Genomic DNA, 15,516 nt, shown 5'->3' with positions numbered 1-15,516 from the left:
GCATGACCGCGGTCACCCTTGGCCGATGCGCCGGCCGGCGAGGGCGATTCATCGTCGATGATACGCCGATTCCCGGGTCTTCGGGGGAGTCCCCGGGCGGGACTATACTTGCTGCGGTTGAGATAGTTTTTCCGCATGTTGGGAGATGCACCGTTATGGCAAATGACACCGAGGCGAAGGACACCGAGCCGAAGGCCGTCGAGGAGGAGTTCGGCACCAAGCCCACCCCGGACGGTCTGGCCAGCCCGTCGATCGACGAGCTCATGGAGCACGCCGATTCCAAGTACGCGCTGGCGATCTTCGCCGCCAAGCGCGCCCGTCAGATCAACTCCTACTTCACCCAGCTCAACGAGGGCCTGCTGCAGAACGTCGGCCCGCTCGTCGAATACCAGAACAACGAGAAGCCGCTGTCCATCGCGTTCCGCGAGATCAACGACGGCCTGCTCGAGGAGACCCTCGGCGAGGACGACCTGTCCGAAGGCAACTGATCCGTGCGAGACCGGTGGACACCGGCCGCATGGTTGACCGATAATCGAAGAACTCCGGTCCGAACTCGTCCGACACGCTTGCCCAAGCGTACGCGGACGAGTACAACTGACCCTCAGGAGCGAACAACGTAGGGCTCGCGCCGGCCGAAAGGTCTGGCACGGGCCCTTTTGTATCACCGCCGAAGGCAGCCGTTTCCGGCCTGCCGTGGACAGTGTCGGTCCTGATGTACAACCAACAATTCAAGAAACGTATCATTGTGCCCCGCACTTCCGGGCCCGAAGCGGCCGTGCATGCGAGGCGATAAGTCCGAAAGAGGGATGATATGACCAACCACGAGCGCAAGCTCATCTCCGCCGAATCCGTCACCGAAGGCCACCCCGACAAGGTCTGCGACCAGATCTCCGACGAAATCCTCGACGATCTGCTGCGGCAGGACCCCCAGTCCCACGTCGCCGTCGAGACCTCTGCCGCCACGGGCGTGTTCCTCGTCTTCGGCGAGGTGACCTCCGAAGGCTACGTGGACGTGCAGGCGAAGGTGCGTGAAACGCTGCGCCGCATCGGCTACACCTCGTCCGAGGTCGGCCTCGACGCCGACTCCTGCGGCGTGATCGTCGCCATCACCGGCCAGAGCGCCGAGATCAACCAGGGCGTCTCCCGTCTGAGCGGGGCCGAGGAGTCCGCCGCCAGTCGCGAGGAGCGCTACGAGGCGCAGGGCGCCGGCGATCAGGGCGTGATGTTCGGCTACGCCACCGACGAGACCGACGTGCTCATGCCGCTGCCCGTGCATCTTGCCCACCGACTGGCCTACCGCCTCGCCGAGGTGCGCAAGAGCGGCGAGGTGCCGCATCTTCGCCCGGACGGCAAGACGCAGGTCACCATCGAATACGACGAGCACGATCACCCGCTGCGCGTCGACACCGTGCTCATCTCCACGCAGCACGACCCCGAGGCCACCCACGAGTGGCTCGAGAAGGAGCTCAAGGAGCACGTCATCGACCCGGTGCTCGACGAGATCCTCGGCGACACGCTCAAGCACGACGACTACCGTCAGCTCGTCAACCCGACCGGTTCGTTCATCCTCGGCGGCCCTGCGGCCGACGCGGGCCTGACCGGCCGCAAGATCATCGTCGACACGTACGGCGGCGCCGCGCACCACGGCGGCGGCGCGTTCAGCGGCAAGGATCCGTCCAAGGTCGACCGCTCCGCCGCGTACGCCACCCGCTGGGTGGCCAAGAACATCGTGGCCGCAGGACTTGCGCACCGCGTCGAGGTGCAGGTCGCCTACGCGATCGGCGTGGCCGACCCGGTGTCCATCAACGTCGAGACGTTCGGCACCGAGATCGGCGGCGTGACCCGTGACCGGATCCAGCAGGCCGTGCGCAAGGTCTTCGACCTGCGCCCCGCCGCGATCATCGACGAGCTCGACCTCAAGCGCCCGATCTACGCGAAGACCGCCGCCTACGGCCACTTCGGCCGCACCGATGTCGCCTTCCCGTGGGAGGAGACCAACAAGGTCGACGAGCTCAAGGCCGCCATCGCCGAACTCGCCTGAATCGACTGACCGAGCATCACCTGCGCCCTCCCATCGCGCGGTGATGTCACCCATGACGCGGTGAATATCCCATCGCGCGGTGAGGCCGAAATCCGAATCGTTGGAATGAAGCCGTTTTCCTACACCGCGCGATGGGACATTCACCGCGTCATGTCGTATTCACCGCGCGATGGGGTGTCTGACCGCGCGATGGAACGGGCCGGGGTGCGTCGGGCGGCGCGCACATGCCGCTACGATGGCTCCTATGAGTGACATGGACGCGGAACAGCTGACGCTTGACGGGCTCGCCCCCCGCAGGCGTCGGCATCGCGCGCCCGCGCAGCACACGCCCGCAGCCGAACACCCCATCGCCCGCGTCGTCCTCGACGTGCAGGCCACGCATCTGGGACAGACCTTCGACTACCTCATCGACGAGAAACAGTCGGACGCGGCCATCCCCGGCATGCTCGTGCGTGTCCGCTTCGGCGGACGGCGCGTCACCGGCGTCATCTGGGAGCGTGCCGACGCCAGCGACACACCATCCTCCTCATTGCGCTATCTCGAACGCGTCCTCGGCGACGACATCCTCGTCCCCGCCTCGATGCGACGCGACATCACCTTGATCACCGACGCATACGGCGGCACGCGCGCCAACATCCTGCGACTCGCCGTGCCCCCGCGCGTAGCCAAGGTCGAGAAGGAGCAGCGACTCGTCGCCGGATTCGCACGCGACGGCCGGGATGACGGGCGATTCGGCGCAGGGAACGGCGACGGAACCACTTCCGACTCACCAGCCGCCCGCATCGCCGCCCGCTTCGATCGTCTGAGCGGCATGTACGACCGCAATCTGGCCGCCCTGCAGGACGCGCTGCACGCCCGCGCGGCCGCCTTCCGATCCTTCGTGTTCGACCCGCTGCCCGGCGTCGGACAGGCCGCGGCCGCGCTCGCCTGGATGGCCGCCGAATCGCTCGCCGCCTCCCGCACCGCCGTCATCGTTCTGCCCGGCATGAAGGAGACGCGCGACGTCCTCGACTCCCTCGGCGCGCTCGGCCTGACGCCGTTCGGCCCCGGACGATCCGGCACCGGCGGCTGGAGCGGCGACGTCGCGGTCCTGAGCGCCGAAACCCCGCCCATCGACCGGTACCGCGCCTACCTCGCCGTCGCCACCGGACAGGTGAAATGCGTGATCGGACCGCGCGCCGCCATGTACGCGCCGGTCGACGGCCCCGGTCTCTTCGCGATCATGGACGACATCGCCTACCAGCAGGCCGACGGCATGATGCCCTACGCCCACGCGCGCGGCGTGCTGCGACTGCGCGCCAAGGCGCACGGCGGCGTGTTCGTCGCGCTCGCCAACGCGCGCAGCCCTTTAAGCCAGATGGAGGTCGCAGGTTTGCCGGGCATCGGCATGCCCGCAAGGTCCGCTGCGACGGCCCTGTCCGGTTCGACCGGCTCGTCCGACCTGTCCGACGCGGTGAGCGGGCCGAGCGTCGCGATCCGCCCGCTGCCCAGCGTGCTCAAGGACGCCTCGCCGTGGATCCGCTGGCTCAGCCGCGAGGAGCTCGCGCGTCTGGCCGATCCGTCGATCGGCGCGCGCGTGCCGCACACCGCCGTCGCCAACATCCGCGTGGCGTTGAACGCCGGCGGTCCGGTGCTCTTCTCCATTCCCGCCGACGGCGTGGCCGAAGCGTTGAGCTGCGCCAACCCGAAATGCCTGCGTCAGGCGCGATGCCGCAAATGCGCGGGACCGTTGCAACGCGTGCAGGGCGTGGCCGTGCCCCGATGCCGATGGTGCGGGGCCGCCGCCTCCAACTGGACGTGTCCGCACTGCCATGGCGACCGTCTGCGCGTCATACGCGTGGGCGCCGCCGGCACCGCCGACGAGCTGCGTGGCCTGTTCCGAGGCGTGCCGCTGCTGCTGTCCAGCCCCAGTCAGCCGCGCGGCGTCATCGAGGAGATCGACCATCGCCCGGTCATCGTCATCGCGACTCCCGGCGCCGAACCTCGCGTGCGCGCGAAGAGTGGGCCGGGGTACGGCTCCTACGCGGCGGTCGCGATCCTCGACGCGTGGACCAGCCTGTACGCACCGGGACTCGACGCGCGCGTCGACACGCTCGCCGCATGGATGCGCGCGGTGTCCCTGTGCGCGCCGCGTACCGCCGGCGGACAGGCATTGCTCCTGGGGGAGACCGACCCGGCCATCGCCCAGTCGCTGATGCTCTGGGACTCCTCGCTGCTCGCTTCGCGCGAACTCGACGAACGCGCGCAGACCGGCATGCCGCCGGTCGTCGCCGTCGCCTGCGTCTGGGGACGCCGGGACACGGTCATGCGCGCGCTCAGGGCCATCGGCGCGCTGGACGGCGACATGGCCGTCTGCCCGATGCCGGGTGGTTCCGATGAGATGGCGATGCCCGGCGTACTGGGCCCGGTGCCGATCCCGCAGCCGCGCACGGTAGACGCGCGCGAACTGGAGGTGACCGCCGACCGCGTGCGCGCCGTCGTCCGCGTGCCGCACGCGAGACGCGAGGAACTGGCCGCACGCCTCAAAACCGAGGTCGCACGCCATGTCGCCGCGCGCGAAGGCGGGGAACTGAGGTTCCAGCTGGATCGCAAGGACCTGATCTGACCGCATGGGAGCCCGTCCGATCCCGCACGCGGAGGCGTCCCGCGCGCATGGGAACATGATGTCGGCAAGGGGCCCGAGGCCCCACGAATCATGGAAACGAAAGGAACCGCGATGAAGGGTTGGCCTGGAGAACCGGACATGGACTACGACGTGCTGGTGGCGGACGGCGAGGCCGCCGCGAACGCCGGCAAGCCGATCACCGACGTCATCTTCGACTTCGGCAACGTGCTCATCTACTGGGATCCGTCCGCGGTGCTCATCCCGCGATACGACAAGGAGACCATCGACCGGTTCCTCGACAACGACGTCTCCCGCTTCTACGACGCCAACGACCTGATGGACGGCGGCGCCACCCCCGAGGAGGGCGTCGCGTGGATGCGCGAGCACAGCGGCGACCAGTGGGCCGACATGCTCAAGTACTACCTCGACAACTTCGAGGACTCCCTCGTCGGCGTCGTGCCCGGCGCGCGCGTGCTCATCAACGACCTCAAGGCCGCCGGCATCGGCGTGTGGGGCCTGTCCAACTGGGAGAAGGAGCTGTTCCCGATCGCCGAACGCGCCACGCCGATCCTCTCCAAGCTCGACGGCAAGGTCGTCTCCGGATACGTCAGGCTGCGCAAGCCGCACAAGGACATCTACGAGCGTGCGCTCGCCGACTTCGGCATCACTGCCGACGGCGCCGTGTTCATCGACGACAAGGCGATGAACATCGTCGGCGCGAACGCGGCCGGCATCCGCGGCATCCGCTTCCGCGACCCGGTCAAGCTGCGCGAGCTGCTCATCGACGCCGGCGTCGACATCCCCGACGTGCAAAGCGTGAATTGATCATGAAGCCCATGAAGCCCATGAAGTAAAGGACAAAGGAATCACCACACATATGCTCAAACTGCTGTTCGCAGGCACTCCCGACGTGGCCGTGCCGTCCCTCAAGGCGTTCGCCGCCGACCCGCGATTCGACGTGAAGGCGGTCCTGACCCGCCCCGACGCGCCCACCGGCCGCGGCCGCAGGCTCACCCCCAGCCCGGTCAAGGCCGCGGCGCTCGAACTCGGCATCCCCGTCATCGACGCGAAGCCGCGCGATCCGGGCTTCCTCGACACGCTCGCCGGCCTCAACGTCGACATCGCCGCCGTCATCGCCTACGGCAACATCCTGCCCAAGGCCGTGCTCGACGCCGTGCCGCTCGGCTGGTACAACCTGCACTTCTCCAACCTGCCCGCCTGGCGCGGCGCGGCGCCCGTGCAGCGTTCCATCTGGGCCGGAGACAGGACCACCGGTGCCGACGTGTTCAAGGTCGGCGAGGGACTGGACGACGGTCCGGTCATCGCCACGATGAGCGTGGACCTGACCGGACGGGAGACCTCCGGCGAACTGCTCGACCGCCTCGCGGTCGAAGGCGCGCCGATGTACGTGGACGCGCTCGCCAGCGTGGGGGAGGGAACCGCCGTGTTCACCCCGCAGCCGGAAGGCGAATTCGAGTACGCGCACAAGATCACCGTCGACGACGCGCGCATCGATTTCACGCTGCCGATTGAGGCGATCGACCGGCAGATCCGCGCCTGCACGCCCGCCCCCGGCGCATGGTGCGAACTGTATCCGGAAGGAAAGCCGGCCGCCGGCGAGACGGTGGCCGAGGCTGACGAGCACGTCAGGCCCCTGACCCTGCACGTGCTGGCCGCCCGCCCCGCCGACCTTACCAATCCGAACGCGCCGCAGGCGCTCGCCCCCGGCGAGCTCAAGGCGGGCAAGAGGAACGTGTGGGTCGGCACCGGCACCGCCCCGCTGGAACTGCTCCAAGTCAAGGCGCAGGGCAAGAAGGCCATGCGCGCCGCCGACTGGGCCCGAGGCGCCCGCCTCGCCCCCGCCGCCCGCCTTGACTAGTCGCGCAGGAACCCAAGCACCTTCGTCAGGTCGCGCTCGTTGATCGACTCATGGGCGGCGAGCTGGGTCTTCGGCTTCGCGCAGAACGCGATGCCGAGGCCCGCGGCCTGAATCATCGGAATGTCGTTCGCGCCGTCACCCACGGCGACGGTCTGCGCCATGTCGATGCCGTCGCGCCTCGCCCACTCGCGCAGCGCATGCAGCTTGACGGTCTTGCACACGATCTCGCCGAGCACCTTGCCGGTGAGTTTGCCGTCGTGCACCTCGAGACGGTTCGCAAGCCAGTGGTCGATATGCCCCTCCTCGGCGAGTCGATCGACCACCTCGTGGAATCCTCCGGAGACGACGCCGACCTTCCAGCCGTGCGCGTGCAGCGTGTCGATGAGCTCCAACGCGCCGTTGGTGAAATGCAGCTTGTCATGCACGGTGTCGAACACGGAGACCGGCAGCCCCTCGAGCAGCGCCACACGGGCGCGCAGCGCGTCGCAGAACTCGAGCTCGCCGCGCATCGCGCGCTCGGTCACGGCCGCGATCTCATCACCGGCGCCGGCCGCCTCGCCCAGCTCGTCGATGACCTCCTCGTCGATGAGCGTGGAATCGACGTCCATCACCAGCAGACCCGGCTTGGACAGGGTGGGATTGTCGGCAGTGTTCTCGGCAGTATTGTCGTCAAGGGATTGCGCATGTTCTTGCATCATGCCTTTGATTGTCGAAAAACCTTGGGACAATGCCCATTATGATTTTTGACGCCATTCATGACGCCGCAATCCAGGCGAATTCCGCAATCACGATCGCAGCCCCGGCCACCCCCGTGTGCACCACCGGAGAAAGCGGGCTCATCGGCTCGATCACCGACTGGCTCGTCTCCCTGATGGAGACGGTCGGCGGCCTCGGAGTCGCCCTCGCCATCGCGCTCGAATCGATCTTCCCGCCCATCCCCTCCGAAGTGATCCTGCCACTGGCCGGATTCACCGCCTCACGCGGCTCGTTCGGCCTCATCGAGGCGATCATCTGGGCCACGGTCGGCTCGCTGCTCGGCGCATGGGCGCTCTACGGCATCTCCCGCTGGGTTGGTCTGCACCGCATCCACAAGGCCGTCGACGTCATCCCGGGAGTCAGCCGCAGGGACGTCAACAAGGCCAACGACTGGTTCACGAAGTACGGCACCTGGTCGGTGCTCATCGGCCGCGTGATCCCGGTCGTGCGCTCGCTCATCTCCATTCCCGCCGGATTCAACGCGATGAACTTCGCGCAGTTCACCGGCTGGACGCTGCTCGGCTCGGCCGTGTGGAACACGATCCTCGTATCCACCGGATACTTCCTCGGCGAAGGCTGGTGTTCGATCCTCGGCTACCTCAACGTGTTCGAGGACGTGGTGATCGTCGCCTTCATCGTGGTCATCGTCGTGTTCGCCGCACGCAAGATCCGTACAGTGGTACGTGACAGGCGGCGGTAACGCCAACGAGCAATCACGACAGGCGACGAGGAGACCCGAGGAACACATGACGGACGATCAGGAGCAGCTCAACCGGCAGGCGCGCGAGGAGACGGCCCGAGAACTCGCCTCGCTCAACGACCGGCTCATGGCCAGGAACCATGCGCTGGCCGAGGCGCTCACCCGCGCCGGCAAGGAGCTGACGAAGGCCAAATCACAGCTCGCGCAGCTCGCCCAGCCGCCGATGACCTTCGCCACGATGATCAAGGTCGACTCCACGCACCTCGACGATCTCGGCGTCCAGCACGCCTCCGCCGAGGTCATCACCGGCACGCGCCGCATGATCGTGCCCGTCGCCGCGAACCTCAACGCCGCGCGACTCGCCGCCGGCCGCACCGTCCTGCTCAACGAGAAGATGGTCCTCGTCGAGCAGCGTGACACCGACACCGTCGGCTCCATCCGCGTCGTCTCCCAGACGCTCGCCGACGGTCGGCTCGTCGTCGCCGACGGCGGCGGCAACCCCACCATCATCCGCCGTGCCACGGCGCTCGCGGGCACGTCCTTCGACAAGGGCGACCGCGTGATCGTCGACCCCTCCGGGCGCATCGCGTTGGAGAGCCTGCCGCACGAGGACGACGCCGATCTCGTGCTCGAGGAGACCCCGAACGTCGACTTCTCCGACATCGGCGGCCTCGACGAGCAGATCGGACGCATCAGGGACGCGGTCCAGCTGCCGTTCCTGCACCGCGAGCTGTTCGCACGCTACGATCTGACGCCCCCGAAGGGCGTGCTCCTGTACGGGCCTCCCGGCAACGGCAAGACGCTCATCGCCAAGGCGGTCGCGCACGCGCTCGCCGAAGGCTCGAACATGGGTGGCAGGGGCGTGTTCCTGTCGGTCAAGGGTCCGGAGCTGCTCAACAAGTTCGTCGGCGAATCGGAGCGGCTCATCCGCCTCATCTTCCAGCGCGCCCGCGAACGCGCCGCCGACGGCCGACCCGTCATCGTGTTCATCGACGAGATGGATTCGCTGCTGCGCACGCGCGGCTCCGGCGTCTCGAGCGACGTGGAGACGACGATCGTGCCGCAGTTCCTCGCCGAACTGGACGGCGTCGAATCGATCGGTAACGTGATGGTGATCGGCGCGTCGAACCGCGTGGACATGATCGACCCGGCCGTGCTGCGCCCCGGTCGCCTCGACGTGAAGATCCGCATCGACCGGCCGAACGGTGACGCGGCGGCCGCGATCGTGCGCCACTATCTGACCGACGATCTGCCGCTCGAGGAGGGCGTGGACGCCGAGGCGCTGACCCGCGTGCTCGTACGCGACATCTACACGCGCTCCGAACGCCGCCATCTGGCCGACGTGCGCGACGAGCACGGCGTGTGGAACGCGCTGTTCCTCGCCGACGTGGTCTCCGGCGCCTCGCTGAAGAACGTCGTCGACCGCGCCAAGACCTACGCGGTCAAGGCGTCGATCACGTCCGGACGGGACGTCGCGCTGAACGTCGACATGCTCGCGCGGGCCGTCGAGGACGAATACCGTGAGACCCGCGACTCGCTGCTCGACGCGGACCCGGTCCAGTGGTCGCGAGTCAACGGCTTCGACGCCGGCAGCGTCGTCGCCATCCGCGCCGTGGAACACTGACGAATGTGGGATGTTCCATCCGTCTATCCATGAAATGTGTTGGATCGCCATTTGTATTGAATATTGAGACTCCAATTGGACAAATATGTCTCATATGTCTGAAGCTGTAATCAGCTTGATTGCCAAGCTGATTATGTTTGCAAAGGAAAAGATATGAGAGTGAAGATTTGTCGACTTATAGTAATGCTTTCTGTGTGTTTGTTCTGCGTTTCCTCTGTTGGCATTGCATCTGCGGATGAGCGTTCAGGCGTAAGTGACATTGTGAAAAGTGCTGAAGAGTTGGTGGGTATTGATGCTGGTATTTCTGTCGAATTCAAGAAGGATGCATGGATGAATTCAACGGAAACCGTTGATGGAAATTTACATGTTGCATCTACTTTCAATGATTCGATATTGATAAATAAAAATACAACAAGTAATAGTGTATTTACAATACCAAACGCTGATGCTGGGTCCTATACTGTAGAGGATGGTATCATTGTCGCTGAATCAAAAACGACTGAATCTGTGGAATATGCAATATCTGCTTATCAAACTGGTAACGTGAGAATTCATAGTATCTTAAGCGACAAGATGGCTCCAGAGCGTTACGAGTATCAATTCCCTAATATAGATTCGATCATACTGGATGGTGATACTGGTACGGCGTTTTTATTTTCATTGCATAATGATAAATATGAACTTGTCGGAGGTGTCGATGCTCCTTGGGCGGTTGATGCTGTAGGTAATGCAGTACCTTCTCATTTTGAAGTTGATGGAAACGTGTTGGTGCAGGTTGTTGAACATAGGAATGGAGATTATGTATATCCCATCACTGCCGATCCGTCATGGTGGGATAATGTTAAAGATTGGTTTAAGAATGCAGGGGCATCCGTTGTATCAAAAGCAAAAAGCGCTGCGAATTGGCTAAAGGGTAGCTCAAAATGGTTGGCGGGGAAAACTTGGTCAGGAGTGAAAATTGTCGGTAAAGGGGCAAAGATAGTTGGTAAGAAAATCGGCCCCTTTGGTGTTGCTCTTTGCCTAGTTGGTGGCGGATGGGCCTGGTATCGGTCTGATGCTTCGGGATGGGTCAGAGTCGGCGACGCGGCGGCGGGGTGTTTCTTGTGAAAAGAGTTTTAAGGATCGCAGGTGATTTCCTCATCGTTTTTCTGGTAACCGCTTTTATCCTATCGAAGGTTAGTCACTCGTTCTCGTATTGGTGGATTGGTCTTATAACGGCGGGAATTGCGGTGCTTCCGGATATTGTCTCCCTTGTGCCCGGTCATGATCACCGTGATTCAGACGGAGACCGTTCACAGTCGGACAATGATGAATAGCCATCAGTGACTTCGCCCACGTGTCTGTACATGCTCGGTTCTCACTTGGTTGAGGACCGAGCTTTTCGGGATCCGGTGCGTTCGGTCCGAGATGGCTATTATGGGATGGCATGAGCGTTCGACGAGTAATGGGGACGGAGACCGAGTACGCGGTCTCGCAGCTGGGCGAGGCGTACGGCCAGCCGGTCAAGCTGAGCTTCACCGTGGTGGGGGCGGCGGCCGATGACGCCACACGGCACATCAGATGGGATTACCGACAGGAGGACCCGGTCAACGATGCGCGCGGCACCCGCCTCGACCGCGCCTCGGCCCGTCCTGAGATGCTCACCGATTCCCCGCAGCTCAACATCACCAACGTGATCGCGCCCAACGGCGGACGCATCTACGTCGACCACGCGCACCCCGAATACTCCGCGCCCGAAACGACCGACCCGTTCGAGGCGCTTGCCTACGACCACGCCGGCGACCGGCTCATGCTCGCCGCCGCCCGCGCCGCAAGCGCGCAGCCTCAGATCCGCGAAACCGGCCGGCCGATCGTCCTGCATCGCAACAACGTCGACGGCAAGGGCGCCAGCTGGGGCACGCACGAGAACTACATGATGGCGCGCGCCGTGCCGTTCACTGACGTGGCCGCCCTGATGACCGCGCACTTCGTCTCCCGCCAGATCTGGGCCGGATCGGGGCGCGTCGGCCTCGGCGAGCACAGCGAGACCGCCGGATTCCAACTGAGCCAGCGCGCGGACTACATCCACGCGAGGATCGGCCTGCAGACCACGTTCGACCGCCCGATCATCAACACGCGCGACGAATCCCACTCCACCTCGGACAAGCGCCGTCTGCACGTCATCGTCGGCGACGCCAACCGCATGGACGTGCCGCAGGTCCTGAAGCTCGGCGTCACCTCGATGCTCCTGTGGACGCTCGAACACGCGCGGGACGCCGGCTACGACCTCGACGCCCTGCTCGGTCGGCTCCAGCTCGCCGACCCGGTCGAGGCCATGCACGTCGTCTCCCACGACCTGAGCCTCGCCGCCGCACTACCGCTCGAAACCGGCGGCGAGACCAACGCATGGCTCATGCAGATCGAACTGCGTCGAGCCGTCTACGAGGTCGCCGCCTCGATCCTCGGCACCGACACGAAGGGCGAACCTGCGTGGGAGGACCGTCAGACCCGCAACGTGATGGCCATGTGGGGGCAGGCGCTCGCCGACGTCGCCGCGATTCGCCATGCCGACGACGATACGCGACTGACGCTCAAGGCCGAGGCCGGACGCATCGAATGGCTGCTCAAATGGCAGCTGCTGGAGAAGCTGCGCCGCAAGATCGCCGGTGCCGCCGACGGTGGCAGCGGGTGGAATGACCCGCGTCTGGCCGCCGTCGACCTGTCCTGGGCGGCGCTCGACCCGGCCGCATCGGTGTTCGCCAAGCTCGAGAAGGCGGGGCGGGTCGAGCGTCTCGTCGACGACGACCGGCTCGCCGCGGCCGTGTCCGAACCGCCGTCCGACACCCGCGCCTGGCTGCGCGCCGCTATCGTGCGCGCGTTCCCGTCCGACGTCGTCGCCGCCAGCTGGTCGCATCTGACCGTGCGCGTGCCGCGCGAGGACGGTCAGGACCTCTTGGCCGACACGTACGGCAACTCGTCCGCCGCCGAGGCGACGAGCGTGCGGCCGGGGGATCTGGTGAGCCTCGACATGTCCGATCCGCTCGCCTTCCGCAGGGAGAATGTCGAGAGCGTCGTCGCCCGTGCGGCCAACGCCGCCGAGGCGATCGGCGAACTCGCGGCTCGCGGCAGATAGCGTGCGGGTTGTACACCCTTGCGAGCGAACGATAAGATTGTGAGCCATGGCACAACAAGAGAATCTGCGTGACCTCGCGATGAAGGTCGCCCAAATCGTCCAGGCGGCCGGCAAGCATGCGCTGCAGGACCAGATGGCCCCGCACAACATGATCATCTCCCGCGAGAACCCCACCGAACAGTTCAACGTGGACGTCGACGGCCGTCTGCTGCGCTACATCTCCGGCCGGCTGGCCGACATGGAGCACTTCGACGGCTTCTGGCAGACGCGTCCCGCGCAGTCCCGCCCCGGACAGCGCTACTGGTGCGTCGGCAAGATCGACGGCTCCATCAACTACATTCGCAACATGAGCGAATGGACGGTGACCGTCTCCCTGTTCGAGTTCAACGAGGAGGGGGCCGCCCAGCCGATCCTCGGCGTCGTGCACGCCCCGGCGCTCGGCGAGACCTATCTGGCCGCCCGCGGCGCCGGCGCGGTGCGCATCCGCAGCACGCCGGTCGGTGAGAAGCGCGAGAAGGTCGTACCCTCGATGACCTCGACGCTCGACGGCGCAGTCGTCAGCTACGGCATGTCCTACGTGCCGAGCGAGGCGGAACGCGCCCTGAAGACCGTGGCCGGACTCGCCGAGGCGGGCCCCGCCGACATCAAGCGCGTCGGCCCGGCCTCGCTCGACCTGTGCAAGGTGGCCGACGGCACGTACGACGCGTACTTCGAGCCGATGCTGCACGAGTGGGACATTCCGGCGATCTCCGCCGGTGCGGTGGTCGTCTGGGAGGCGCAGGGCACGCTGCGCCGCTGGAACGGCAACGGCATCCACTGGCGCCGCGCCAACGACGTGCTGTGCACCAACGGCATGATCGACCGCGAACTCAAGCCCTACCTCGTCCAGGAGTAGAGCCAGAAGTAGGAAGTGGCCGGCAAGACGCGAGTCAGGCCGCATGACGGGCCCCGGGAGCATGTTCCCGGGGCCCGTCGCGTATCGTAGAGGAATCGAAACGAACAGGAAGGAGCGGGCCATCATGCCTCAGCAATTCGAACAGGGTCAGTCGCAGCGCAACGACAACGAGCAGGTCGAGCAGGACGCGCCGCTCGCGGCCGCGCAGACCGAGACCGCAGCGGACACGGACGTCGACGCGCTTGACGCCGTGCTCGACGACATCGAAAGCACGCTGGAGACCAACGCCGAGGAGTACGTCAAGAGCTTCGTGCAAAAGGGCGGCGAGTGATGCCGCAGCTGCGTGACAGCGGCACGCGGGCGGCCCACGAATCGAACGGCACTCCCGCGGCCGAACTGAACGGCTTCGAACGCATCTTCGGCGTCGAAACCGAATACGGGGTGGCCGTCACCGGCACGTCCGGCGCGCGGGGACCGGTCGACGCCGGTCAGGTCGCGATGACGATGTTCCAGCCGGTCGTCTCCCGCGCGCGGTCGACGAACACGTATCTCGACAACGGTTCGCGCCTCTATCTGGACGTCGGATCGCACCCCGAGTATGCGACCGCCGAGGCGAGGGACCCCTTCGACGCGCTCGCGCAGGACATGGCGGGGGAGCGGATCATGGCCTCGCTCGCCGCCCAGGCGCAGGAGCGTCTTCGCGTGAGTCACGGCGATCACGCCGCGATCCACGTGTTCAAGAACAACGTCGACTCCGCCGGACACGCGTTCGGCTGCCACGAGAACTATCTCGTGCGCCGTATCGTGCCGCTGGAGACGATCGAACGCCAGCTGCTGCCGTTCCTCATCACCCGCCAGCTGTACACCGGCGCGGGGCGGTTCACGCCCGACGGCACCGGCTTCCAGCTGACGCAGCGGGCCGACTTCCTCGACGAGGCCGTCTCGTCGGCCACCACGCGATCCCGTCCGATGGTCAACACGCGTGACGAACCGCACGCCGATCCGGAGTCGTTCCGCCGTCTGCATGTGATCATCGGCGACTCGAACCGCTCCCACTGGGCGACATGGATGAAGCTCGCCGTCACGCATCTGGTGCTGTGCGTGATCGAGGATGCGGTCAGACGCGGGATCCCGAGCGGATTCGAGGATCTTGCGTTCGACGATCCGGCCGCCGCCAATCGTGCGGTGAGCCGCTGGCTGGACGGTGGCGCCGGTGCCGACGGCGGTGTTGATGCCGCCGATCCGGCCGGAGCCCTCGCGATGCAGCGCCGATACCTGGGCGTTGTCGAATCATTCGTGCGCGATCACGCGGACGCGATGAACGCCTCGCTGCCGAAGACGCCCGTGGCTCTGGTGCTCGATCACTGGCGTTGGGCGCTGGACGCGTTGGAACGCCGTGACATCGCCGAACTGTCGAAGCGCGTCGACTGGGCGGCCAAGTATCGTCTGGCCGAGGCGCTGCGGCGGCGTCGCCCCGACGTGGGCTTCGCGCAGCTCGAACGCATGGAGCTCGACTATCACGACGTGGCCAACGGCAGACTGTACGGCTCGCTGGTCTCGCACGGCCAGCTGGACGAGGCGGTCGATCCCGCGCTCGCCGTGGCGGGCGCAGGATCCGCAACGGGCGAGGCGCCGGATCCGCGTCACACCCCGCCGCAGGACACGCGCGCGGCACTGCGCGGCGCGTTTGTACGCCGTGCGCTCGACGCCGGCGTGCAGTTCTCCTGCGATTGGACGACGCTGGTCGTCTCCTCGCCTGTGCGCCGCGAGGCGACGCTCCTCGACCCGTTCAGCGCCGAGCCCACTCCCGAATACCGGGCGCTGATGGCCCAGCTCGGTTGACCTAAACGAAAACCCCGACCGTCATGGTCGGGGTTTATTCGTGTCTCGCGCGTCGCAACGCG

The 15,516-nt window shown here is 65.9% G+C and carries 13 protein-coding genes and 1 riboswitch; of the genes, 12 read left to right on the top strand and 1 reads right to left on the bottom strand.

All coding sequences use genetic code 11. The annotated features are described in order from the left end of the window. Nucleotides 1-155: 155 nt before the first annotated feature. The 5 genes from rpoZ (at nt 156) to fmt (ending at nt 6,525) form a co-directional block, all read left to right on the top strand. Complete coding sequence (gene rpoZ, locus EMB92_RS08385) at nt 156-488, top strand: DNA-directed RNA polymerase subunit omega (protein ID WP_052119197.1); 333 nt, start codon at nt 156-158, stop codon at nt 486-488. A 248-nt stretch (nt 489-736) separates the two neighbouring features. After that, nucleotides 737-816, top strand: a riboswitch (SAM riboswitch). Then, nucleotides 812-2,041 (top strand): methionine adenosyltransferase, encoded by a 1,230-nt coding sequence (metK, locus tag EMB92_RS08380; RefSeq protein ID WP_150394494.1) that lies wholly within the window; start codon nt 812-814, stop codon nt 2,039-2,041. It overlaps the preceding riboswitch by 5 nt. Before the next feature lie 244 nt (nt 2,042-2,285). After that, nucleotides 2,286-4,646 carry a primosomal protein N' gene (locus tag EMB92_RS08375; protein WP_150394493.1) on the top strand — a complete coding sequence of 787 codons (2,361 nt, stop codon included), beginning with the start codon at nt 2,286-2,288 and terminating at the stop codon, nt 4,644-4,646. Between the two features lie 111 nt (nt 4,647-4,757). Next, nucleotides 4,758-5,471, top strand: coding sequence for an HAD family hydrolase (locus tag EMB92_RS08370; protein WP_150394492.1), 714 nt, complete (start codon nt 4,758-4,760; stop codon nt 5,469-5,471). A gap of 52 nt (nt 5,472-5,523) precedes the next feature. Beyond that, complete coding sequence (fmt, locus tag EMB92_RS08365; RefSeq protein ID WP_150394491.1) at nt 5,524-6,525, top strand: methionyl-tRNA formyltransferase; 1,002 nt, start codon at nt 5,524-5,526, stop codon at nt 6,523-6,525. Here the strand turns inward: fmt and serB are convergent. Further along, complete coding sequence (gene serB, locus EMB92_RS08360) at nt 6,522-7,223, bottom strand: phosphoserine phosphatase SerB (RefSeq protein WP_190973615.1); 702 nt, start codon at nt 7,221-7,223, stop codon at nt 6,522-6,524. The genes fmt and serB overlap by 4 nt on opposite strands. Nucleotides 7,224-7,372: 149 nt before the next feature. Between serB and EMB92_RS08355 the strand changes: the two genes are divergently transcribed. The 7 genes from EMB92_RS08355 to EMB92_RS08325 all read left to right on the top strand — a co-directional run bounded on the left by EMB92_RS08355 (nt 7,373) and on the right by EMB92_RS08325 (nt 15,454). Beyond that, nucleotides 7,373-7,981 (top strand): DedA family protein, encoded by a 609-nt coding sequence (locus EMB92_RS08355; protein ID WP_223847653.1) that lies wholly within the window; start codon nt 7,373-7,375, stop codon nt 7,979-7,981. Between the two features lie 46 nt (nt 7,982-8,027). Next, complete coding sequence (arc, locus tag EMB92_RS08350; RefSeq protein ID WP_150394488.1) at nt 8,028-9,605, top strand: proteasome ATPase; 1,578 nt, start codon at nt 8,028-8,030, stop codon at nt 9,603-9,605. A gap of 153 nt (nt 9,606-9,758) precedes the next feature. Beyond that, nucleotides 9,759-10,712, top strand: coding sequence for a hypothetical protein (locus tag EMB92_RS11715; protein WP_150394487.1), 954 nt, complete (start codon nt 9,759-9,761; stop codon nt 10,710-10,712). A 319-nt stretch (nt 10,713-11,031) separates the two neighbouring features. Continuing rightward, on the top strand, nt 11,032-12,717 hold the full coding sequence (gene dop / locus EMB92_RS08340; RefSeq protein WP_150394486.1) for a depupylase/deamidase Dop: 1,686 nt from the start codon (nt 11,032-11,034) through the stop codon (nt 12,715-12,717). Nucleotides 12,718-12,763: 46 nt separating this feature from the next. Next, on the top strand, nt 12,764-13,612 hold the full coding sequence (locus EMB92_RS08335) for an inositol monophosphatase family protein (protein ID WP_150394485.1): 849 nt from the start codon (nt 12,764-12,766) through the stop codon (nt 13,610-13,612). A gap of 124 nt (nt 13,613-13,736) precedes the next feature. Further along, on the top strand, nt 13,737-13,943 hold the full coding sequence (locus EMB92_RS08330; protein ID WP_043166336.1) for a ubiquitin-like protein Pup: 207 nt from the start codon (nt 13,737-13,739) through the stop codon (nt 13,941-13,943). Then, complete coding sequence (locus EMB92_RS08325) at nt 13,943-15,454, top strand: proteasome accessory factor PafA2 family protein (protein ID WP_150394484.1); 1,512 nt, start codon at nt 13,943-13,945, stop codon at nt 15,452-15,454. Before EMB92_RS08330 ends, EMB92_RS08325 begins: the two co-directional genes overlap by 1 nt. Nucleotides 15,455-15,516 lie beyond the last annotated feature (62 nt).

It is taken from the genome of Bifidobacterium callitrichos (genome assembly GCF_008698085.1).
Taxonomy (GTDB): Bacteria; Actinomycetota; Actinomycetes; order Actinomycetales; family Bifidobacteriaceae; genus Bifidobacterium; species Bifidobacterium callitrichos.
The sequence above is the reverse complement of the archived record's forward strand: the minus strand, read 5'-3'. Positions and strand labels throughout refer to the sequence as shown.